Raw genomic sequence first — 23076 nt, 5'->3', positions numbered from 1 at the left:
TGCGAGCTGCCCGAGGGCGTGTTCTCGCTGCTCTACGGCTCCGGCCGCGAGGTCGGCCAGGCGCTGGTGCGCGACGCACGCATCAAGGCCGTGGGCTTCACCGGCTCCCGCGGCGGCGGCACCGCGCTGATGCAGGCCGCCCAGGAGCGTCCCGAGCCGATCCCGGTCTACGCCGAGATGAGCTCCATCAACCCGGTGTTCCTGCTGCCGGAAGCGCTCCAGGCGCGCGGCCAGGTGCTCGGCGAGGCGTTCGTCGGCTCGCTGAACATGGGCGCCGGCCAGTTCTGCACCAATCCCGGCCTGGTGATCGCCGTCAAGGGCGAGGCGCTGGATGCCTTCGTGGCGTCGGCCGCCGAAGCCGTGAAGGGCTCCGCGGCCCAGACCATGCTGACCCCGGGCATCCATGACGCCTACGTGCAGGGCGTCGACGGCCTGGTCGCCAGCAGCAAGGCTCGCGAGATCGCCCGCGGCGCCACCGGCGAAGGCCCCAACGCCTGCCAGACCGGGCTGTTCGTGGCCTCCGCCGAGGACTTCATGAACGACGAGGCGCTGCAGGCCGAGGTCTTCGGCGCCACCTCGCTGGTGGTCGAGTGCGCCGACCTGGACGAGGTCAAGCGCGTGGCCGAGCACCTGGAAGGCCAGCTCACCGCCACCCTGCAGATGGACGACGCCGATCTGGACGCGGCCCGTGCGCTGCTGCCGACCCTGGAGCGTCGCGCCGGCCGGGTGATGGCCAACGGCTGGCCGACCGGCGTCGAGGTGTGCCACGCCATGGTCCACGGCGGCCCGTACCCGGCCACCTCGGATTCGCGCACCACCTCGGTGGGCAGCGCGGCGATCCATCGCTTCCTGCGCCCGGTGTGCTACCAGAACCTGCCCCAGGACCTGCTGCCCGATGCCCTGCGCGACGGCAACCCGGCCGGCGTCAGCCGCCTGGTCGACGGCCAGCGCGAGGCCTGAGGAGACGTCCATGTCCGATAGCATGACCTTCGCCCTGCCCGAGGATGCCGACCAGGCGCTGCTGGTCGGCCGGGTCTGGCGCGATGCGCCCCACCAGGGCCCGGCCCTGGTGGTGGTCCGCGACGGCCGGGTGGTCGACATCAGCGCGAACGTCGCCTGCATGGCCGACCTGCTCGAGCGCGACGACGCGGCCGAGCTGGTGGCCACGGCCGAGGGCGAGGACCTCGGCCCGGTCAGCGCGCTGCTGGAGCGTTCGCTGGCAAAGACGCCCGAGGCGCCCTACCTGCTCGCGCCCTGCGACGTCCAGGCGATCAAGGCCTGCGGCGTGACCTTCGCGGTCAGCCTGATGGAGCGGGTGATCGAGGAGCAGGCCGGCGGCGATCCGGCCCGGGCCGGCGAGCTGCGCGAGGAGCTGAAGCAGGTGATCGGCGGCGATCTGTCGAAGATCGTGCCCGGCTCCGAGGCGGCCATGGCGCTCAAGGCCGAACTCCAGGCCCGCGGCGCCTGGTCCCAGTACATGGAGGTCGGCATCGGGCCGGACGCCGAGGTCTTCACCAAGGCGCAGCCGCTGTCGGCGGTGGGCTTCGGCCGCGGCGTGGGGCTGCATCCGGCCTCCGAGTGGAACAACCCGGAGCCGGAGATCGTGCTGGCGGTGGACGCCGCCGGCCGGCCCCGCGGCGCCTCGCTCGGCAATGACGTCAACCTGCGCGACGTCGAGGGCCGCAGCGCCCTGCTGCTGGGCAAGGCCAAGGACAACAACGCCTCCTGCGCCATCGGTCCGTTCATTCGCCTGTTCGACGAGCGCTTCACCCTGGACACGGTGCGCCGGGCCCGGGTGTCGCTGCGCATCGAGGGCGCCGACGACGGCTTCGTGCTGGAAGACGGCAGCGACATGGCCGAGATCAGTCGCGACCCGCTGGACCTGGTGCGCCAGACCCTCGGCGCGCATCACCAGTATCCGGACGGCTTCGTGCTGTTCCTCGGCACCATGTTCTCGCCGATCCAGGATCGCGACGGCGCAGGCCAGGGCTTCACCCACCACCTGGGCGACACGGTGACCATCGCCACGCCCTCGCTGGGCGCGCTGGTCAACCGCGTCGACCGCTCGGACCGGCTGCCGCCCTGGACCTACGGCATCCGCCAGTGGATGGCGGATCAGGCCAGACGGAGATAGAGAGGTATTCTCCGGGGACACGCGGGTCCCCGGCCTCTCTCACCACATGAAAAGGGGCGGCCCATCCGGGCCGCCCCTTTCTTCTTTCCTCTCGTCGTTTCCTGACCTTTGACTATCCGCTCTCGCGCCACGCCTCTGATTTGCGATCGGCCTCCACCCGAAACGGCGTGGGCACCAGGCCCCGCACGCCGGGGCGGACCCGGAACAGTCCGCCGGCCAGGCCCTCGGCGTCGCGCGCCTCCGCCGCGGTGGTGATGTAGAGCGTGTCCAGGTCGGCACCGCCGAAGGCGCAGGAGGTGACCCGCGAGGCCGGCAGCGGTAGCGTCTCGTCGAGGCGGCCGTCGGGGGCGAAGCGGCTGACGCGCCCGCCCTCCCAGTGGGCCACCCAGAGTCCGCCGTCGGCGTCGCAGGCCATGCCGTCGGGAAAGCCCTGGGTCTCGCCGAAGCGGATATGCTCGCGCTTGTTCGAAAGCCGGCCGTCGGGGGCGAGGTCGAAGGCATGGACGAGCCGCCGCGGGGTGTCGCTGTGATAGAGGGTGCGGCCGTCGGGGGCGATCGCCGGGCCGTTGGCGACCTGATAGCCCGCGTCGAGCCGCCGCAGCGTCCGGCCCTCCAGGCGATATAGCGCACCGCTGGAACGCTCGGCGGCGTCGTCCATGGAGCCGAACCACAGCCGCCCTTCCCGGTCGACCTTGGCGTCGTTGAAGCGGTTGCCGGCGGGTTCGTCGTCGGGCGTCGGCCAGTCGGCGACGATGCGCGGCCCGCCCGCCTCCAGGCGCAGGTGGACCAGCCGCGAGCGCAGCCCGGCGATGAAGCCGTCGCCGTCGTCGCGGGGTGCCAGCCAGCAGCAGGCCTCGTCCAGCGACCAGTCGCGGGTCTCGCCGCGGGCCAAATCGAAGGCGTGCAGGCGAGCGCCGAGGATGTCGACGAACAGCAGCTGACCGGCGTCGCCGCGCTCGGGGCACCACAGCGGCCCCTCGCCGAGCCTGGCGCGACCGGCCCAGACGCATTCCAGTGTCGAGGCATCGACCATGGGGTTCTCCGTGCTCGAGAGTCAGCGAAGCGCGGCCCCGCCGGACGACGGGGCCGCGGCGGGTCAGGCGCGCTGTCGGCGGGTCTGCTTCCAGCGGTCGAACATCACCGCCAGCAGCAGGATGGCGCCGCGCACCAGGTACTGATAGAAGGTCGGCACGTTGAGCAGGCCCATGGCGTTCTGCACGCAGCCCATGATCATCACGCCCACCAGTACCCCGGTGATCGAGGCGATGCCGCCGGACAGCGCCACCCCGCCCAGCACACAGGCCGAGATCACGGCGAGCTCCAGGCCCTGGGAGGTGTTGGGATCGCCGAGGCCCATGCGCGAGGTCAACAGCACCCCGGCGATGCCGGCGACCACGCCCTGCAGGCCGAACACGATGATCTTCAACCGCCGCACGTTGACCCCGGCCAGGGCCGCGGCCTCGGCGTTGCCGCCGGTGGCCAGCACGTTGCGGCCGAAGGCGGTCATGTTGAGCAGCACGCCGAAGATCACGAAGCAGGCGATCATGGTCCACACCGGCAGGGTCAGGCCCAGGAAGGAGGCGCTGCCCAGCTCGAAGAAGGCCGGCACGGTGATCATCACCGCGTCGCCGCCGGAGGTGATGTAGGCCAGGCCACGCACGAACTCCATGGCCGCCAGGGTGGCGATCAGCGAGTTGATGCCGAAGCGCGCCACCACGAAGCCGTTGAAGGCCCCCACCGCGCCGCCGGCGACCACGCCGCCCAGCACGCCGATGATCACGCTGCCCGAGGCCGAGGTGGCCACGGCGGCGACCACCCCGGCGAAGGCCACGATGGAGGCCACCGAGAGGTCGACCTCGCCCAGCGCCAGCACCAGCATCATGGTGGTGGCGATGGTGCCGATCAGCGTCACCGAGAGCAGCAGGCCGACCATGTTGCGGCCGGTGAGGAAGTCGGGGATGAACACCGACAGCGCCACGAACAGCACGGCGAAGATGGCGATCAGCCCCGAGGTGTCGAGCAGGGTGCGCAACGGCTTGGTCAGCCCCTGCCGGCCCTGGGGACGCGCCGGGGCGTCGCCCTCGCCCTGCGCGATCTTTTGCGTTGTCATAGCGGTTTCTCTCGTGTCTTGTTGTTCAGAAGTCATTGCAGGCATCAGGCCGGCAGCGCCAGGCCCAGCAGGCGCTCCGGCGTGGCCTCGTCGCGTGCCACCACGTCGACCAGGGCGCCGTCGCGCATCACCCCGATGCGGTCGCAGATCGAGCTGACCTCGGCCAGGTCGCTGGAGATCACCACCACGCTCTTGCCCTGGTCGGCCAGGTCATAGAGCAGGGTGTAGATGTCGCGACGGGCGCCGACGTCGATGCCGCGGGTCGGCTCGTCCATCACGAACAGCTCGATCTCCTCGGACAGCCAGCGGGCCAGGATCACCTTCTGCTGGTTGCCGCCGGACAGCGTGCTGATACGGGTGCGCGGCCCCGGGGTCTTGATGCTCAGCCGGTCGATGTACTCGCGGGTATTGGCCAGCTCCCGCGACGGCTGGCGGAACAGTCCCCAGCGCTTGTAGAAGCGCCGACAGCTGACGTTGAGGTTGTCGGTGACGCTGGCGATGGGAAAGATGCCCTGGGACTTGCGGTCCTCCGGACACATGGCGATGCCGGCGCGGATCGCCTCGCCGGGGGTGCGGAAGCGCCGCGGCACGCCCTCGAAGCGCACCTCGCCGGCCCTCGGGCGCTCGACGCCGCACACCAGCCGCATCAGCTCGCTGCGCCCGGCGCCGACCAGGCCGAACAGGCCGAACACCTCGCCGCGACGGACGCTGAAGCTGACCGGCTCGCTCAGCCCCTTGCCGTCGATGGCGTCGATGGCCATCAGCTCCTCGCCGGCCTCCCGGGCGCGGTAGCCATAGACGTCGTCGATGTCACGGCCGACCATCTCGCTGACCAGGGTGTCGTGGTCGAGTGCCTCTAGGCTGTCGTGGGTGCGGATATGCTGACCGTCGCGGAATACCGTGACGGCATCGCACATCTCGAACACCTCCTCCATGCGGTGGGTCACGTAGAGCACCACCCGGCCCTCGTCGCGCAGCCGCTGGACGATACGCTTGAGCTGGCGGGTCTCCTGCACCGACAGCGAACTGGTCGGCTCGTCGAAGGCGATCACCTTGGCGTCGCGCAGCAGGGCGCGACCGATCTCGATCATCTGCTGCTGGCCGATGGACAGGTCGCGGACCTTGGTCGACGGGTGGATCTCGTCCTCGCCGAGATCGCGCAGGATGCGCAGCGCCTCGTCGCGCATCCGGCGGCGGTCAACGAAGCCGCGCCGGGCCGGCAGCTGGCCGAGCAGCAGGTTCTCGGCCACCGACAGGTTCGGCGACAGCGTCAGCTCCTGATAGATGATGGCGATGCCCTGGCGCAGGGCCTGACGGGCATTGGCGAAGACGTGACGTTCGCCGCCCAGCCACAGGGCGCCCTCGGTGACGCGATTGACGCCACTGAGCACCTTGAGCAGGGTCGACTTGCCGGCGCCGTTCTCGCCCATCAGGGCGTGCACCTGGCCGGCGTGGGCGGCGAAGCTCACCCCGTCCAGCGCACGCACGCCGGGGAACTCGACGCTGATGCCATCGAAGCGCAGATACGGGTCTGTCATGGCAGCGGACTCCTGCACGATGAACGATCCCGGGCCTTCACGGCCCGGGCGGGCGGATTCAGAGGCCGAGCTCATCGCGCACGTCCTGCCAGTTGTCACGGGTCATCAGGGTGCCGGAGGTCACGGTGTTGGCCTGGGGCTTCTCGTCCTCGGTGATCCAGGCATAGAGGTTCTCCGCGGTCTGACGGCCGTGCATGGTGGAGCTCACCGCCACGGTGCCGTGGAAGCCGGTGGGCGTCTCGCGCGAGAACTCGGCGAAGGCCGCGCCGGAGCCGTTGATGCCCACGCCGATCACGTCCTCGGCGCCCAGGCCGTACTGCTCGCTGGCGCGCACGCCGCCCAGCACGCTCTCCTCGTTGAGGGCGTAGATCACCCAGTGCTCGAAGTCGCCGCGCTTGGCGAACACCGGCGAGGCCGCCGAGAAGGCGCTGCTGGTGTCGGTGTTCTGCTGGGGGGCGTCGAAGATGTTGTCCTCGTTGAAGCCCGACTCGAGCAGCGCATCGGTGGCGCCGTCGGTGCGCTCCTTGGCGGTAGGCAGCTCGTAGTTGGTGATGCGCAGCGCGGCGACCTCCTCCGGGTCCCAGCCGCGCGCCTCCATCTCGGCGGCGATGGCATCGCCCACCTGCTGGCCGATCTTGTAGCCGGACATGCCCAGGTGCGGCACGCCCTCCATGGGCTCGCCGTCGGGGCCGACGAAGCGGTCGTCCACGGTGACCACCTTCATGCCGTACTGCTCGGCACGGTTCATGATCGCCGGCCCCAGGCGCACGTCCGGCGGGCAGATCACGAAGCCCTGGGCGCCCTGGGAGTTGAGGTTGTCGATGGCGCTGAGCACCTGCTGGCCGTCCTCGCCGGCCAGGCGCACCACCTCGAAGCCCTGCTCCTCGCCGACGGCGGTGGCGGCCTGCTGCTCGTTGATGAACCAGGCCTGTTCGGGCTTCTTGACGATGAAGCCCATGGTGACGTCGTCCTGGGCCTGGGCAGCGGTGAAACCTGCCATGGCGATGGCGCCGCCGAGGGCCAGACGTGCGAATCGAGACGTGAGAGTCATGCCGTGCTCCTTTCGCCCCTGCCGGGGTCATTGTTGTTGGAAGTGGCTGTCGCTGGAGAGCGTTGTCGTGGGATATCGAGTCGGTCGAAAGACGCTGTTCACCCTAGCCAGCGCCCGGCATAACCTTCTAATACGCAAACGCCGCACGATTGATATGCGTTTTGCTATCACGACGAGAAGAAGCACCCTTGCAGGCCGACCGACCGCCGTCGTCGCACAACGGCCACCACGACTAAAGTTGCTGTCGCGCCGCCGTGCCGGGGCCTTGAACGAAAAACGCCGCCCCATCGAGGGCGGCGTCACAGGTCTTGCTCAGCGCTCATCTCAGCCGTCGTCGGCGTCGGTCGAGAAGCGATAGACCGTCAAGGAGCGATAGGTCTCGCCGGGCTCGAGGATCGTCGAGGGGAAACCCGGCTGATTGGGCGAGTCGGGAAAGTGCTGGGTCTCCAGCGCGAAGCCGGAACGCTTGCCGTAGGGCTCGCCGCCCTTGCCGGTCACGCTGCCGTCGAGGAAATTCCCCGAATAGAACTGCAGGCCGGGCTCGGTAGTGGCGATCTCTAGCACGCGGCCGCTGCCGGGATCGACGACCCGGGCCGCGCGCCGCGGTGCCTCCAGCGGAGCGCTGTCCATGGCCAGCACGAAGTTGTGATCGTAGCCGCCGCCGCGTTCGAGCTGGCGATGGTCGTCACCGATGCGCGCGCCGATCGGCGTCGGCCCGCGGAAGTCGAAGGGCGTGTCCGCCACGTCGCGGATCTCGCCGGTGGGGATCAGCGTCGCGTCGACCGGGGTGAAGGCATCGCCGTGGATCGTCAGCTCGTGATCGAGGATGCTGGGATCGCCCTCGCCGGCGAGATTGAAGTAGCTGTGCTGTGTCAGATTGACCGGCGTCGGCCGGTCGGTCTCGGCGCGATAGCGGACCTCCAGGGCGTTGGCGTCGGTCAGGGTATAGCTGACCGTCGCCTCGAGCCGACCGGGGTAGCCCTCCTCGCCGTCCTCGCTGACAGTGCGCAGGATCACGCCCTCGCCGTCTTCGCCGCTGAACGGTTCGGCGTCCCACAGCCGGCGGTCGAAGCCCTGCCGGCCGCCGTGCAGGTGATTGTCCCCATCGTTGGTGGCCAGCTGGTGAGTCACCCCGTCCAGGGTGAATCGCCCCTGGTCGATGCGGTTGCCATAGCGGCCGATCAGCGCGCCGAAATAGGGGTTCAACTGCCGATAGGCGTCGGACAGGTAGCCATCCAGGCGATCGAAACCGAGCACGATGTCCTCGACCTTGCCTTCCCGGTCCGGCGCCCGCAGTGACACGATGATGCCGCCGTAGTTCATGACCTCGACCGTCAGACCGCGGTCGTTGGAGAGGCGATACAGGGTGACCTCTCGGCCGTCGGGCAAGGCGCCGAACGACGAGGCCTCGACGCCCTTTTTCTGCTGATGATCCGGCATGTTCTCCCCACTTCGTTGAGATGATTCGTCGGCCATGGCGGCACCATGACCGATCATGAGCAAGCCGGCGGCCCCGACGAAGGCCCGGCATCGTGTCGCGTCGAACATAGCGGAAAGTCCCCTTTATCAGGATCGGCACATTGCGGTAGAACGGGTCTCGACCGCAGCGGGGAGGCGCAGGAGGCGCTCCTCGATGCCACCCTAGGCAAGGCCGACCGACAAGGACCAATAATGTTCGCCATGACGGTTGATACACAAAGCGTTATCGCACCATGAAGGCCACGCATCCCCCCGAGGCCCTGCCACCGGACTGGTTCCTGAGGGCTCGACTAAAGTTCCGCCACCTGCAGCTGTTCGTCGCCCTCGACGAGCAGCGCAACCTGCATCGCGCCGCCGAGAGCCTCGGCATGAGCCAGCCGGCGGCCTCCAAGCTGCTCGGCGATCTGGAGACGCAGCTCGGCGTGGCGCTGTTCGAGCGTCATCCTCGTGGGCTCACGCCCAACTGGTACGGCGAATGCCTGATCCGCCATGCCCGCGGCATCGTCTCCCAGCTGCAGCACGCCGGCGAGGAGCTCAACGCCCTGGAGGCGGGCAATGCCGGGGTGGTCTCCGTCGGCACGGTGATGGCGCCGGCGGTGACGCTGCTGACCAGCGCCATCGAGCGGGTGCATCGCGACCTGCCCGGCCTCAAGATCGGCGTCGACGTGGGGGTCAGCCGGGACCTGATCCCCCGGCTGCTGGAGGGCGAGCTCGACTTCGCCATCACTCGCGTCCCCGCCGGCTTCCCGGCCGAGCGCTTCGTGTTCGAGGAGATCGGCGAGGAGGCGCTGTGCTTCGTGTGCCGCGAGGGCCATCCGCTGAGCGGACAGTCCGCGCTGTCGCTGGAGGCGATGGCCGCCTACCCCTGGGCGCTGCAACCCCCGGGGGCGCTGATGCGCCAGCGGGTCGACGGCCTCTTCCTGCAGCACGGGGTCGCACCGCCGCGCCAGATCGTCGACACCCCCGATGTGCTGGTGGCCCTGGCGCTGGTCGACAAGTCGGACACCCTCACCGTGACCACCCGCGAGGCCGCCGACCTGCTGTGCGCGCCGCAGCGCTTCCGTCGGCTGCCCTTCGAGGAGGCGCTGAGCGTGCAGCCCTACGGCCTGGTAAGCCTGCGCGACCGGCGCCTGTCTCCCGGTGCCGCGACCCTGATGAGCACCCTGCGCGAGCTGGTGGCCCATCAACGCTCGCTCCAGACCGAAGCTCAGTCCTCGAACGCTTCGACGCTCTCCCTGCGCCCGTAGAGGAAGGCATCGGCCACCTGGCGCAGCGGCGCAACGTCCACCTCGGAGCGACCGGCGGCGGCCAGCTCGGCGAAGCGCGCGTAGAGCCCGGCGTATTCCTGGCCGACCATGGCGGCCAGCCGCGATGGCTCGTCGTTGCCGTCGCCGGTGGGCGCATCCACCACCACCTCGTCGTCGATCAGCAGGCGATTGCCGCCGTGAGTCAGGCGCAGGCGGCCGGCGTCGGTCTCGACGCGCACCTCCCAGGTCACCTCGCCGGTCTGGCGGAAGTCGAAGTCGGCGGCGATCGGCGTCTCGTCGGCATCCATGAAGGCCAACCGGGCGGCGATGGGCGTCTGGCAGTTGGCCGGCACCTCGAGGGTCGCCTGGCGCAGGAAGAACGGCCGCGGCAGCACCCGGGTGGCCACCGAGAGAGCGTTGATGCCGGGGTCGAAGACGCCCATGCCGCCAGGCGCCCACAGCCAGCTCTGGCCGGGATGCCAGACGCGCACGTCCTCCTTCCACTCGATCTCGACGCGCTCGATGCGGCGCTCGGCCAGCCATTCGCGCGCCGCGGCCACGCCGCCGGCCTGCTGGGAGTGCCAGGCGGCGAACAGCGTGCCCGGGCAACGCTCGGCCAGCTCGACCAGCGCCGCAACCTCGCTGAGCGTGGCCCCAGGCGGCTTCTCCAGCAGCACGTGCTTGCCGGCCTCCAGCGCCAGGCGCGCCTGGGCATAGCGCAGGTGGGTCGGGGTGCAGATCGCCACGGCGTCGAGGCCGGGCTCGGCGGCGAGCATCGCCTCGAGAGAGGCATGGTGCGGCAGGCCATCGATGCCGGCCGCGGGGTCGGCGCCGGCCACCAGGCGCAGGTTCGGGTTGGCCTGGATGGCCGGCAGGTGCTGGTCCCGGGCGATCTTGCCGAGACCCACGAGACCGATGGAAAGCGAAGACATGGCGGTTCCTGACGGATGGCTGATGATGAGCGGACCATATCAGAGCAAATGTCGAACATATAGTTCGAACGCTCGCCCGGCCGCCGTTCCGCCACGTGGCTGGCCGCCGCGATCAACGCGGCCCGGCGCCCTTTCCCTGCCCCTCGCCGAGCGAGCCCACGGAGGGCTCGGCAGCGGCCTCCTCGAGGAGCTCCCGCGAATCCGGCGCCCCGGCGGCCACCTTCTCGCGCTGGCGACGCAGGTCCCGCAGGGTGCTGATCAGCATCGCCGCCACGATCACGCCCCCACCGATGAAGGCCGCCACGGTGGGCACCTCACCGACCCAGACCCACACCAGCAGGGTGCCGACCAGGGTCTCGAGCAGCATCACCAGGCTGACCTCGGCGCCCGGCAGGTAGCGCGGCCCGGTCTGGATGCCGAAGTAGGCGACCGTCAGCAGCACGCCCATCGCCAGCAGGTACTGCATGTCCACCGCCGACGGCAGCTGCACGCCCCCCAGCAGCGCGCCGGGCAGCATCATGGCCAGGCAGCCCAGGGGCAGGATCACCGTGGTATCGACCCCGCGTCGGGACTGGCTCTTCTGAGCGCTGGCCACGGTGGTGTTGATGGCGATGCACAGCGGCACGATCAGCGCCACGGCCAAGCCCAGGGGGCTGCCGACGCCGATCTCCCCGCTGGCCATCAGGCAGGCACCGGCCACGCAGACCACGATCACCACCCAGGTCTGGCGGCGCAGCCGCTCGCCGAAGACCCACCAGCCGATCAGCGCGGCCACCAGCGGCGCCAGGTTCATCATTACCAGCACGTTGCCGGCGGAGGTGAGACGGTTGGCGATCACGAAGGCCCAGGCACTGCCGGCGAAGGCCAGCGGGCACCACCAGGCCGCCGGGCCGCAGGCCTTCACCGCCGCCGGCAGCTCACGACCGTAGCGCCACCAGGCGAGGCCCAGCAGGGTGAGGCCGAGCAGCAGCCCGCGCCAGAACATGAAAGTGGCGATGTCCACCGTGGTGGCCTTGACCAGCAGGGCATCCGGCGACAGGAACAGCACCCCCGTCATGGTGATCAGATAGCCCCGCAGGCGAAACGGCAAACGTGACCACATCGTCGCTCTCCCCTCGGCAAGCATGCCGGCAATACGGTGATGAATCGGTGGTGACAAACGACGAGCAGGCCGGGGTTTCCCCCGGCCTGCTCGGCTTGACGGTGCGTGCGGCGCTCGCTCCTGCGTCAGGAGCGAGGCCTCACGCTAGCGAGATCGCCTCAGGCGCGTTCGCGACGCGGCACCGGGCCGTCATCGTCGCGGCGGCGGCGCGGCGCACGCTCGGCAGGCGCGCGGTCTTCGCTGATTTCCAGCGGACGACCCGCGACCCGGGCGCGCCCCATCTTGTCGAGGATGCTCGACGGCAGGTTGTTCGGCAACTCGACGACGGAAAATGCATTGCGGATGTCGATCCGGCCAATGCGGTTACCCTCGATGCCGCCTTCGTTGGCCAGGGCGCCGACCAGCTGGCCGGGCTTGACGCCGTCCTTGTGACCCACGGACACGCGGTAGCGGGTCATGCCTTCGCGCGGCGCACGGTCACGGGGACCGCTCTCGCGGCGGGCCGGCTTGCCGTCGCGGCGCTCGTTGCGCTCCTTGCGCGGCGCCTGGAGGCGGCCGATCGGCGCCTCGTCGGCGCGCGCCAGGGCGGAGAAGGCGCAGGCCAGGTCGACCGGATCGTAGCCTTCACCGATCAGCTGCTCGATCAGCGCACGCTGCTCCTCGGCGCCCTTGGTGACGGCGGCGACGGCGCGCTGGTGGAAGACCTGGTCACGATGGGCGCGAATGGCGGCCTCGTCGGGCAGGTCCATCTCGCTCATCTTCTGGCCGGTGGCCTGCTCCAGCCAGCCGACCTTGCGGCCTTCGCGGTTGCCGGCGAAGGTGATCGCCACGCCGTTGCGGCCGGCACGGCCGGTACGGCCGATGCGGTGGGTGTAGGCCTCGGCATCCTGGGGCAGGTCATAGTTGATGACATGGGTGATGCGCGGCACGTCGAGACCGCGGGCGGCCACGTCGGTGGCGATCAGCACGTCGACCTTGCCGCGCTTGAGGCGTGTGATGGTGCGCTCGCGCAGGCTCTGGTCCAGGTCACCGGACAGGCTGGCCACGTTGACGCCACGGGCGGAGAGCTGCTCCATCAGGGTGGTGCAGGCGGCCCGGGTACGCACGAAGACGATGGCGGCATCGACCGGCTCGACCTCGAGGATGCGCGCCAGCGCTTCCTGCTTGGCACCGCCATCGATGCGCACGCGACGCTGCTCGATGTTCTCGCCGGTAGTGGTGCGGGACTCGATGGCGACCTTGACCGGCTCGACCAGGTAGCGGTTGACGATGCGCTCGATCTCGGCCGGCAGGGTCGCGGAGAAGAACACGCGCTGGGCGTCCTGCGGGGTGTCGGCGACCACGCGCTTGACGTCGTCGATGAAGCCCATGCGCAGCATCTCGTCGGCTTCGTCCAGCACCAGGGCGGAGAGGCCGTCGAGCTTCAGGCTGCCGCGGTCCAGGTGATCGATGATGCGGCCGGGGGTGCCGACCACGACCTGAGCGCCACGACGCAGGGCCTGCATCTGGTCGCGATATTCCATGCCGCCGCACAGGGTGGCGACTTCCAGGCCCTTGAGGTTCTGGCCGTACTTGGTGAAGGAGACGGCCACCTGCTGGGCCAGCTCACGGGTCGGCGCCATCACCAGCACCTGGGGCGCGCGCTTGTCGAGATCGAGGCGCGAGAGCAGCGGCAGGGCGAAGGCCGCGGTCTTGCCGGTACCGGTCTGGGCCTGGCCCAGCATGTCGCGGCCTTCCAGCAGGGCCGGAATGGTCTGTGCCTGAATCGGAGACGGGGTCTGATAGCCGAGGGTCTCGATGGCGGAGAGAACGGCAGGCAGCAGGGCCAGATCGCCGAAACTCGGCGAGGCGACGGAAGTCGAGGTCATGAATCACACCTTGGTAGGCCGGCATCGCCGGCAAGAAACATCGTGGCGCCCCCGACGCGGTAATACGCTCGGGGATCCTGCACGAGGCAGGTCGTCGTCAACATCGGAGTCGGGGACGCCGGTCGCACCTGGCATCGGTTCGAGCCCGCCATGGCAGGCGAACCGTCGTGGCGACCGTCTGCGCCGAATTCGCCCGGGTGGCGAACTCTCGGCGGCGCTCCATCTTCACAGTCCGAACGCGTTGGGCGGTTGGCCCGGCGTCTTCGCGAGCGTCGAGTCCACGTATCGTGAACCGGCGCTGAGTATGATGGTGGGGTCAGCACATGCGAGGAAGCGCGCATGCTACCATCGCGGCCCCAGGCTGGCCAGCCTTTTCCGCCTTACCTCCAGGAGCCCCCATGCCGAACCTTTGGGTCGACGCCGATGCCTGCCCGCGGATCGCCCGCGAGATCATCGTGCGCGCCGCCGAACGCACCGCCACCCCGACAACCTTCGTCGCCAACCACCAGGTGCCGCTGCCGCCCTCGAAGTGGGTCAAGGGCATGGCGGTCAGCCACGGCTTCGACGCCGCCGACGACGAGATCGTCGACCGCCTGGCCAGGGGTGACCTGGTGATCACCTCCGACCTGCCGCTGGCCCTGGCCGCCATCGAGCGCGGCGCCAGCGTGATGACCAGCCGCGGCGAGGCGCTGAACGAGAGCAACATCCGCGCCCGGGTTCAGATGCGGGACTTCATGGAGACGTTACGTGCCAGCGGCGAGCACACCGGCGGACCCAAGGGCTACTCGGACGTCGACCGTCGGGAGTTCGCCAACGCGCTGGACAGATGGTTGGCGAAACAGCAGTAATGAAGTGAGGTGTGAGGAGGAAGGAATGAGGCACTCCCCCCTCACTCCTCTTCTCCTCACGCCTTACCGACCTTATCGCGAATCCCGCGCCCCGGCAGACGCTCACGGTCGTGGGGACGCTCGAGGCCGAGCAGCGGTCCGGCCGGCACGATGCCGTTGGGGTTGATGGTCTTGTGGCTCATGTAATAGTGGCGCTGGATATGATCCATGTTCACCGTCTCGGCCACCCCCGGCCATTGGTAGAGCTCGCGCACGTAGTTCGAGAGGTTCGGGTAGTCCTCGATCCGGCGCAGGTTGCACTTGAAGTGACCGTGATAGACGGCGTCGAAGCGCACCAGGGTGGTGAACAGGCGAATGTCGGCCTCGGTCAGCCACTCTCCCGCCAGGTAACGCCACTCGGACAACCGGCTCTCCAGGCGGTCGAGCGCGGCGAACAGCGCCTCGACGTGGCGCTCGTACACGTCCTGCTCGGTGGCGAAGCCGGCCTTGTAGACGCCGTTGTTGACGTGGTCGTAGACGTCGGCGTTGACGGCATCGATGGTCTCGCGCAGATCCGTCGGATAGAGGTCCAGTCGATTGCCGGTCAGCCCGTCGAAGGCGTCATTGAAGATGCGTACCAGGTCCGCCGACTCGTTGCTGACGATGCGCCCCTCCTGCCGGTCCCACAGCGCGGGCACCGTAACCCGCCCGGTATAGTGCGGGTCGGTCAGGGTATAGAGCTGATGGTGGAAGTCGACGCCGTTGAGCGGATCGCCACTCGAGCCTTCGTCACGATGATAGGTCCAGCCCTGGTCGAGCATCAGCGGGCTGGTGTGCGAGACACCGACCAGCGACTCGAGCCCCTTGAGGCGACGCATGATCAGCACGCGATGCGCCCAGGGACAGGCCAGCGACACATAGAGATGATAGCGGTCGGCCTGGGCGGCGCGCGCCGGACGCCCGTCGGGGCCGGGGCTGCCATCGGGCGTGATCCAGTCGCGCAGCTTGGCGGATTCGCGCACGAACTCGCCGCCATGCGCCTTGGTGTCATACCACTGGTCGTGCCACTGGCCGTCGATCAGCAACCCCATCTCGAATTCCTCTTCCAGAACGTTTGCGCCTAGCGTAAACCGAGGAAACCGAAGCTCAAGCGCAGTTTTTGGCCGTCATCGTTCGCTTTCTTCGAAAGATCAGGCGGCACGGCGACGCTACGCCGCATCATGCCTCCCCGCCGCCGACCTCGCGCACGCTGTCACGCAGCTGCTGGGCCATGGCCCGAGTGGCCGGCCCGGCGCGGTCCTGGTCGCGATGGATGAGCTGGATGGGAATCTCGCGCACCCCGCCGGCCGTCAGCGGCAGCGGCTTGAGCCGCCCGGCCTCCAGGCTGTCGCCGAGCCGCGTCTCGGGCACCCAGGCGAAGCCGAGGTTACGCTCCAGCATGCCGATGGAGGTGTCGAGGTGGCTGACCGTCCAGCGCTGCTCGGCCTTGAGCCAGCCGGAATCCTGGGAGCGACCCTGGGCGGAGTCGCGTACCACCAGCTGACGGTACTGCTCGAGATCGCGCAGATCGAGCTCGCGCCCCAGCCGATGCAGCTCGTGGTCGGGATGGGCCACGGCGATGAACCGCACCGTCACCAGCGGCTCGCCCAGGAACCCCTGGGCGCCGAGCCCGGAGACCAGCAGATCGGCCTCGCCATCCTGGAGCATCTCGACGCCGCCGTTGAGCACCGTCTCGTGGAGCTGCACGCGCACATAGGGAAAGGCCGCGGAGAAGGCATCCAGCGCCAGCGCCAGGGCATCCGGCGGGAAGAGCTGGTCGATGGCCAGCACGATCTCGGCCTCCAGGCCCTCGGCCAGACGAGAGGCGACGTCCTCCAGCGACTCGGCGTTGTCGAGCAGCTGGCGGGCGCGTCTCAGCAGCATCTCGCCGGCCTCGGTCAACCGCACCTGGCGCCCTACCGGCTCCAGGACCGCCACCCCGAGCTGCTCTTCCAGCTTGTGGACCGCATGATTGAGCGTCGAGGGGCTCTTGTGGATGGCTTCGGCGGCCCGCGAGAAGCCGCCATGATCGACCACCGCGGCCAGCATCTGCCACTGAGCGAGGGTGACACGGGACATGTTCGATTTCCTCGAATGTAATGCGCGAAACGTTGCGCTTAATCTTCGAAAAAATCGGCCTAAAATGCCAGTCATTCCATTCCCGAGGGAGATCGAGACGATGACCCAGCCCATCGACCGCCGCCCCCAGCGTCGCCTGAAGCGCCATCCCAGCCAGGACGGCGACGGCGTCGCCATCCACCGCCTGCACGACTTCGGCGGCGGCCTGGATCCGTTCCTGATGCTCGACGAACTCGAGGCGGCGCCCCACGACAACGCCATCGGTGGCTTTCCGCCGCATCCCCACCGCGGTATTCAGACCCTGACCTACGTCCTCCACGGCGGCCTGCGCCACGAGGATCACCTCGGCCATCACTCCAGCATCGGCGCCGGCGGCGCCCAGTGGATGCATACCGGCCGCGGCATCATCCACGGCGAGACGCCCTTCGCCGACGCGCATGGCCTGCATGCCTTCCAGCTGTGGCTCAACCTGGCCGCCAGCGACAAGATGAGCGAACCGACCTATCGCGACGTGCCCGGCGACGAGATGCCGCACCTGACCCGGCCGGGCGCCCGGCTGACGGCGCTCGGCGGGGACTGGGTAGCGACCGACGGCGAGCGCGTCAGCGGCCCTCTCGATGCCCTGGCCGGCCGGGCCGGCGTGGCCCACGTCACCCTCGCGGCCGGCGGTGACATCGCTCTCGAGGCCGACGCCAGCACCCTGCTGGTGTTCGTCTTCGCCGGCCAACTCGAGATAGCGGGCGATGGCGTCACCCGGGGCGAACTCGTACGCCTCGGTGATGGCGGACGGCTGTCCCTGGCAAGCGACGCCGGTGCCCAGGCCCTGCTGCTGGCGGGCGAACCCCACGGCGAGCCGATCGCCCATTACGGCCCCTTCGTGATGAATCACCGCCACGAGCTCGACCAGGCACTGCGCGACTACCGGGATGGCAGTCTCACCGACTAAGCCGGAAGCAGGGTTGCCGAAGGCGGGTGAAGCATGGCAAGGTCGAATTAACAAACACTGTTCACGGACTCGGTTCGCCCGCTCCCGGGCCGGGCCCGCGCCCTGCTGTATAGGTGTACAGCCTAGGCACCCTAATCGTCATGGGTTAAGGTTCTAGTGCCTTTTTATGCGTTTACACCTATTTCACACGGCTAAAACCATCATGCGAATCCTTCGTTCGCTGCCCCGCACGCACAAGTTGCTGCTGTTGCCCGTTGCCACCATGGTCACCGTGCTGGGCGCCCACAAGATTCTGACTTCCGTCGAGGATGCCCGCCAGGGCCATCAGAATCAGGACACCGTTCTGGTTCCCCTCGGCGAAGACGCCAGCCCCGGCGTTCCCTCCATCGCCCTGGATCGCGCCCCGGTCGCCGAGGCCATCGAACTCGCCTCGCGCGCCAGAGATGCCACTCGGGAAGCCATTCCCCTCTCCGAACTGACCGCCTCCGAGATCGTCGACGTGGACTTCGCCCGCGCCGCGCAGGCCGGCGGCGAGGTCGACGACGCCGAGGTCACCGCCCCGCAGATCGACGACACCGCGCGCCACCTGGCCATCGTGATCGGCACGATCGGCAACGGCATGCTGGCCGATGACGAACAGGTGGTCGCCGACGCCACTTCCTACGAGGACGTCTCCTCGGACGAACTCGAACTGTTCGACGATGGCCCCATCGTGCTCGAGGACGAGATCGACGCCGACGAGCCCTATGTGCCCGAGTGGCTGGCCTATACGGTCGAGCCCGGCGATACCTTCGCGATCATGGCGCAGGAAAACCTTGGGCTGGGCTACAGCGAGGTCACCGCCCTGCTCGAGACGCTCCCGGAGCCGCGGATGCTCACCCACTGGCGCGCCGGCGACCGCTTCGAGTACCAGCTCGACGAGCAGGGCAAGCTGCTGTCGATGCGCATGATGAAGAACGCCCGCGACGGCTATCTGGTCAAGCGTGACGACGAGGGCGCGCTGGACGTGGCCACCATCGAACGCACCGGCGAGGCCACCCAGCGCCTCTATGCCGGCACCATCAGCGGCAGCTTCGCGCGCTCGGCCCAGGCCACCGGCCTGAACAGTGCCGAGGTGGCCGAGCTCTCCCACGTGCTGGAGAAGAAACTCGACTTCCGCCGCGACACCCGTCGCGGTGATCGTTTCAGCGTGCTGGTGGAATCCGACCTGATCGACGGCGAGGATCTCGATCCGCGCGTGCTGGCGGTCAGCTACGAAGGCTCGCGCATGGACCTGACCCTGGTGCGCAACGCCGAGGACAATCGCTTCTACACGCCGGATGGCGAGAGCCTGGACCCGGCCTTCGACCGCTACCCGTTCAGCGGCCACTATCGCATCAGCTCCAACTTCAACCTGCGTCGCCATCATCCGGTGACCGGGCGCATCAGCCCGCACAAGGGCACCGACTTCGCCATGCCGAGCGGCACGCCGGTGGACGCGCCGGCCGACGGTCGCGTCGAGCTGGTGGGCAACCACCCCCTGGCCGGCCGCTACATCGTGATCCGCCACGACAACGGCTACAAGACCCGCTACCTGCACCTCTCCAAGCCGCTGGTCAGCCGCGGCGAGCGGGTGACACGCGGCGAACGCATCGCGCTCTCCGGCAACACCGGACGCAGCACCGGTGCCCACCTGCATTACGAGGTGATGGTCAACAACACCCAGGTGGACGCCATGAAAGTGGAACTGCCGGAGCATCAGGGCCTGAGCGGCGATGCCCTGGTCGCCTTCCAGCGCGAGGCCGAGCCCATGCTGGCGGCCCTGGAGAGCGGCGAGACCGGCACCACGGTGGCCAGTACCGGCACCGAGCCGAGCGGCGCCTCCGACGATGGCAGCTGACCGCCAGGCCTTGCCGCCGGCCCCATGACGACGCCCCGCCCCGTGCGGGGCGTCGTCGTATCGTCCCTCTCTATCGTCGGCCGCGGCCTCCGCTAGACTGGAGCTTTCCTGCCGACAACGGAGCCCGCCCTTGTCCTCGCGCGCCGCACCGCCCTCCTCCGTCTCTTCTCCCCTGGCCATGCTCGGAGTGTTCCGCTACAGCCACCGGGCGCTGGGCCTGGTGTGGCAGACCTCGCGACGCCTGACGCTGGGGCTGGCCCTGTGCACCCTGGTCGCCGGCGTGATGCCCGCCGTGGCCGCTTGGGTCGGCCAGCTGATCGTCGACGGCGTGGTCGCCGGCATGGAACGCCACCAGGCCGGCACGCCGCTGCTGCCAGAGCTGTGGCCGGTGCTGCGCTTCGTGCTGCTGGAAGCCGGCGTGGTGGCGCTGATCGCCCTGGCCCAGCGCGGCCTGGCCGCCCAGCAGTCTCTGCTGCGCGCCCTGCTCGGCCAGAAGGTCAACGTCATGATCCTGGAGAAGGCCGGCCACCTGTCGCTTGCCCAGTTCGAGGACTCCGAGTTCTACGACAAGCTGACCCGGGCCCGGCGCGAAGCCTCGACCCGCCCTCTCGGGCTGGTCAACAAGACCTTCTCGCTGCTTCAGAACGCCATCTCGCTGGCCAGCTTCGGCGTGCTGCTGGTCGGCTTCTCGCCCTGGGCGCTGCTGGTGCTGGTGATCGGCGCCCTGCCGGTGTTTCTCTCCGAGGCACGCTTCTCCGGCGACGCCTTCCGGCTGTTCCGCTGGCGTTCGCCGCAGACCCGCATGCAGATGTACCTGGAAACCGTGCTGGCCCGGGAGGACAGCATCAAGGAGGTCAAGCTGTTCGGCCTCGAGCCGCTGCTGCTGGACCGCTACCGGCGCATCTTCGAGACGCTCTATGCCGAGGACCGGCGGCTGACGATCCGCCGCGAGACCTGGGGCTTCCTGCTCGGCCTGCTGGGCACCCTGGCCTTCTACGCCGCCTACGCCTGGGTGGTGGCGGACACCGTGGCCGGCCGGCTGACGCTGGGCGAAATGACCATGTACCTGATGGTCTTCAAGCAGGGCCAGGCGGCGCTGTCGGCAAGCCTGACCGCCATCGGCGGCATGTACGAGGACAACCTCTACCTCTCCAACCTCTACGAGTACCTGGAGCAGCCGGTGCCCGAAGAGACCGGGCATCTCACCGAGGGCGCCCGACCCGGCGACGGCATCCGCTTCAAGGGCGTGGGCTTCACCTATCCCGGGGCCGAGACGGCGGCGCTCTCAGGCATCGACCTTCACTTGGTCCCCGGGGGCAGTCTGGCGCTGGTCGGCGTCAACGGTTCGGGCAAGACGACCCTGATCAAGCTGCTGACCCGCCTCTACGATCCCACCGAGGGGCGCATCCTGCTCGACGGCAGCGACCTGCGCGACTGGGACCGGGCGACCCTGCGCCGGCGCATCGGGGTGATCTTCCAGGACTTCGTGCGCTACCAGCTCAAGGTCGGCGAGAACCTCGGCGCCGGCGACGTGGCCGCTTTCGAGGACGAGACCCGCTGGCAGGAGGCCGCCCGCCGCGGGCTCGCCGAGGACTTCATCGCCGACATGCCGGGCGGCTATCACACCCAGCTGGGGCGCTGGTTCAAGGGCGGGCAGGAGCTCTCGGGCGGCCAGTGGCAGAAGATCGCCCTGGCCCGCGCCTACATGCGCGAGGAGGCCGACATCCTGGTGCTCGACGAGCCCACCGCGGCCATGGACGCCGCCGCCGAGGCAGCGGTTTACGCCGACTTCCGCGACCATGCCCGGGACAAGATGACGGTACTGATCTCGCACCGTTTCTCCACCGTCCGCGCCGCCGACCAGATACTGGTCATCGACGGCGGACGCATCCTCGAGCGCGGCGACCACGCGAGCCTGATGGCGCTCGACGGCCGCTATGCACGGCTGTTCCGGCTGCAGGCCCGGGGCTACGAATAGCGCCGACGACCGACCCGGTCAGCTGGCCGGCGCGTCGGCCAGCGCAGCGATCAGCGCCGCGTCACGGCCGTAGACGTCGGGGCGGAAGCTCGCCAGGCCATCCGCCTCACCCTCGGCGGTCCAGTAATGCAGCGTCAGTGGCACCGGCCGGGCCAGGGAGACGTTGTCGGTGACGCCGCTGGCGATGCGCCGGTCCAGGGCGATGCGCGAGCCGCTGTCCTCGATCAGCAGGCGGGTCAGCTCGGCGACGTTCTCGACACGGATGCAGCCGGAGCTCAGCGCCCGCTGCGGGCGATGGAAGAGCCCCCGGGCCGGCGTATCGTGCAGATAGACCAGATGGTCGTTGGGGAAACGCAGCACCAGCCGTCCGAGCGGGTTGCGCGGGCCGGCGCGCTGGCGCAGCATCACCGCGCCCGGCCGCTGCCAGTCGATGGCCTCGGGGTCCAGGCGTCGGCCCTGCGGATCGATCGCCTCCATGTCGTGCTCGGCCAGATAGTCGAGGTCCCGACGCACCGCGGGCAGCACGTCCTCGCGCATGATGGTCGGTGGCACCGTCCAGGTGGGGTTCAGGGTCAGGTAGGTGATCTCGGAGCGCAGCACCGGCGAGGCGCGGCCGGGCTGGCCGACGATGACCCGCGCGCCCCAGCGCTCGCCATTCGGGCGATGGTAGTCGAGGCGCTGTCCGGCCAGATCGACCTCCAGCCGCCACCCGGAGCGCTCGCCGGAGAGCCAGCGGGCCCGCTCCAGATTGGCACGCAGGGTCTCGATCCGCACCCGGGCCGGCACGTTGAGCGCCGCCCGGGTATTCGGCCCGATCACGCCATCCTCCGCCAGCATGTGTCGGCGCTGGAAACGCCTCACCGCCGCCGCCAGGGTATCGTCGTAGCGATGCTGGCCCGGCGACTCCAGGGCGATGTCGGGATGGTTGGGCAGATAGTGCGTGACGTCGGCGGCCATCACCTCGAGTTCACCGACCATCGCCAGGCGTCGGCGCAGCAGGGCCACGTCCTCGTCGACGTCGCCCGGACGCAGCGGCGCCTGGCGCGCCGGCAGCATCGGCCAGCCGCCCAGCCCGGCGATATGGCGGTAGCGCGTCAGCGCCCGCTTGAGGCCGGCGTACTCCTCCCCTTCGGGGCGCGCCAGGGCCAGCACCGTCTCCACGTCGCCATCGGCGATGGCCCGTTCGATGCCGACCAGGTCCAGGCGCGGCGGGGCCACCGGAATCTCCCACTCGGGGTAGACATCGCGCGGGTCGAGGCGCCCACGCTGCAGCTGGGTCAGGGCGTCGAGCAGGGTGCGGCTGGCGTCCAGATCGAAGCGCATCCGGGCAGCTTCCGAGGCCGCCGGGTCGAGCGCGGCCTCGGCCTCGCGCGCCAGGCGCTCGGGGCGGTAGTCGGCGGGGTCGAGACCGTCGCCCTCGAGGGCCTCGAGCAACTCGACCAGGGTGGTCACCGCCGCACGATCTTGCCAGGCTGGCAGCCCGCCGTGCAGCGCATAGAAACGCGCCAGCCGCGGCGAAGCCGCTTCGAGACGCTCGTCCAGCAGAGACGCCGGGGCGGCCGACTCGTCGACGGCATCGGCGTCAGCCTCCGACGCCGTCTCCGCGTTCGCCGTGATCGGCAACAACGCCACCAGCATGATCATGCCGCCTCGGCGTAGATATCGTGGTAGGACGTTCGCGACTCGCATGATGTGGCCTCCTGGCATTCGGCTGACGAGACTGGTCTTCCTGACCGCCTTGTCCATAATACGACAAACTGACGCCTCTACGCCCGACAAGACCGATCGGCGAGGCCCCGAACACCGACAGATGAGCTTTCACCTTACGACATGAGACGCCGTATGCCCTTGCCGCGTTCAAGGGGCC

General features: G+C 69.3%; 18 protein-coding genes. 7 read left to right on the top strand and 11 right to left on the bottom strand.

From position 1 onward, the window contains the following. Positions 1-960, top strand: a 960-nt coding sequence (locus tag CVH10_RS10215; protein ID WP_146142929.1) for an aldehyde dehydrogenase family protein, incomplete at its 5' end; no start/stop codon positions are given. A 10-nt stretch (positions 961-970) separates the two neighbouring features. Then, positions 971-2134 (top strand): fumarylacetoacetate hydrolase family protein, encoded by a 1164-nt coding sequence (locus tag CVH10_RS10210; protein ID WP_106488596.1) that lies wholly within the window; start codon positions 971-973, stop codon positions 2132-2134. Between the two features lie 112 nt (positions 2135-2246). Here the strand turns inward: CVH10_RS10210 and CVH10_RS10205 are convergent, their stop codons facing one another. The 5 genes from CVH10_RS10205 to CVH10_RS10185 form a co-directional block, all read right to left on the bottom strand. Further along, positions 2247-3167, bottom strand: a complete 921-nt coding sequence (locus CVH10_RS10205; protein ID WP_106488595.1) for an SMP-30/gluconolactonase/LRE family protein — start codon at positions 3165-3167, stop codon at positions 2247-2249. 63 nt (positions 3168-3230) lie between these two features. Next, positions 3231-4244 carry an L-arabinose ABC transporter permease AraH gene (araH, locus tag CVH10_RS10200; protein WP_035592935.1) on the bottom strand — a complete coding sequence of 338 codons (1014 nt, stop codon included), beginning with the start codon at positions 4242-4244 and terminating at the stop codon, positions 3231-3233. A gap of 44 nt (positions 4245-4288) precedes the next feature. Continuing rightward, on the bottom strand, positions 4289-5782 hold the full coding sequence (araG, locus tag CVH10_RS10195) for an L-arabinose ABC transporter ATP-binding protein AraG (protein ID WP_106488594.1): 1494 nt from the start codon (positions 5780-5782) through the stop codon (positions 4289-4291). A gap of 58 nt (positions 5783-5840) precedes the next feature. Beyond that, positions 5841-6833, bottom strand: a complete 993-nt coding sequence (locus CVH10_RS10190) for an arabinose ABC transporter substrate-binding protein (protein ID WP_106488593.1) — start codon at positions 6831-6833, stop codon at positions 5841-5843. A gap of 324 nt (positions 6834-7157) precedes the next feature. Continuing rightward, positions 7158-8273, bottom strand: coding sequence for an aldose epimerase family protein (locus CVH10_RS10185; protein ID WP_369335778.1), 1116 nt, complete (start codon positions 8271-8273; stop codon positions 7158-7160). Between the two features lie 272 nt (positions 8274-8545). Here CVH10_RS10185 and CVH10_RS10180 point away from each other — a divergent pair, with 272 nt between their 5' ends. Further along, positions 8546-9559, top strand: coding sequence for a LysR substrate-binding domain-containing protein (locus tag CVH10_RS10180; protein WP_106488592.1), 1014 nt, complete (start codon positions 8546-8548; stop codon positions 9557-9559). On the opposite strand, the gene CVH10_RS10175 is transcribed toward CVH10_RS10180, so the two are convergent. From CVH10_RS10175 to CVH10_RS10165, 3 genes are all read right to left on the bottom strand, one after another. Then, positions 9520-10491 (bottom strand): Gfo/Idh/MocA family protein, encoded by a 972-nt coding sequence (locus tag CVH10_RS10175; protein WP_106488591.1) that lies wholly within the window; start codon positions 10489-10491, stop codon positions 9520-9522. The genes CVH10_RS10180 and CVH10_RS10175 overlap by 40 nt on opposite strands. A gap of 112 nt (positions 10492-10603) precedes the next feature. Further along, positions 10604-11593 (bottom strand): DMT family transporter, encoded by a 990-nt coding sequence (locus CVH10_RS10170; protein WP_052052337.1) that lies wholly within the window; start codon positions 11591-11593, stop codon positions 10604-10606. Between the two features lie 158 nt (positions 11594-11751). After that, complete coding sequence (locus CVH10_RS10165; protein WP_106488590.1) at positions 11752-13461, bottom strand: DEAD/DEAH box helicase; 1710 nt, start codon at positions 13459-13461, stop codon at positions 11752-11754. A gap of 398 nt (positions 13462-13859) precedes the next feature. Here CVH10_RS10165 and CVH10_RS10160 point away from each other — a divergent pair, with 398 nt between their 5' ends. Next, a complete protein-coding gene (locus CVH10_RS10160; protein WP_035592929.1) occupies positions 13860-14309 on the top strand; it encodes a YaiI/YqxD family protein in 450 nt (149 codons plus the stop codon). A 56-nt stretch (positions 14310-14365) separates the two neighbouring features. Here CVH10_RS10160 and CVH10_RS10155 read toward each other — a convergent pair whose 3' ends face one another. Together CVH10_RS10155 and CVH10_RS10150 are read right to left on the bottom strand one after the other, a co-directional pair. Then, positions 14366-15379, bottom strand: coding sequence for a glutathione S-transferase family protein (locus CVH10_RS10155; protein ID WP_106488589.1), 1014 nt, complete (start codon positions 15377-15379; stop codon positions 14366-14368). Positions 15380-15506: 127 nt separating this feature from the next. Then, a complete protein-coding gene (locus tag CVH10_RS10150) occupies positions 15507-16406 on the bottom strand; it encodes a LysR family transcriptional regulator (RefSeq protein ID WP_035592926.1) in 900 nt (299 codons plus the stop codon). A 100-nt stretch (positions 16407-16506) separates the two neighbouring features. On the opposite strand from CVH10_RS10150, the gene CVH10_RS10145 reads away from it, so the two are divergent. The 3 genes from CVH10_RS10145 to CVH10_RS10135 all read left to right on the top strand — a co-directional run bounded on the left by CVH10_RS10145 (position 16507) and on the right by CVH10_RS10135 (position 21209). Continuing rightward, positions 16507-17352 (top strand): pirin family protein, encoded by an 846-nt coding sequence (locus CVH10_RS10145; RefSeq protein ID WP_052052336.1) that lies wholly within the window; start codon positions 16507-16509, stop codon positions 17350-17352. Between the two features lie 202 nt (positions 17353-17554). Continuing rightward, positions 17555-19231, top strand: coding sequence for a peptidoglycan DD-metalloendopeptidase family protein (locus CVH10_RS10140; protein ID WP_235207406.1), 1677 nt, complete (start codon positions 17555-17557; stop codon positions 19229-19231). A gap of 178 nt (positions 19232-19409) precedes the next feature. Next, positions 19410-21209, top strand: coding sequence for an ABC transporter ATP-binding protein (locus tag CVH10_RS10135; RefSeq protein ID WP_106488607.1), 1800 nt, complete (start codon positions 19410-19412; stop codon positions 21207-21209). Positions 21210-21227: 18 nt separating this feature from the next. Here CVH10_RS10135 and CVH10_RS10130 read toward each other — a convergent pair whose 3' ends face one another. After that, positions 21228-22853: a murein L,D-transpeptidase gene (locus tag CVH10_RS10130; RefSeq protein WP_369335777.1), complete on the bottom strand. Its 1626-nt coding sequence runs from the start codon at positions 22851-22853 to the stop codon at positions 21228-21230. Between the last annotated feature and the right edge of the window lie 223 nt (positions 22854-23076).

It is taken from the genome of Halomonas sp. ND22Bw (genome assembly GCF_003011945.1).
Taxonomy (GTDB): Bacteria; Pseudomonadota; Gammaproteobacteria; order Pseudomonadales; family Halomonadaceae; genus Halomonas; species Halomonas halophila.
The sequence above is the reverse complement of the archived record's forward strand: the minus strand, read 5'-3'. Positions and strand labels throughout refer to the sequence as shown.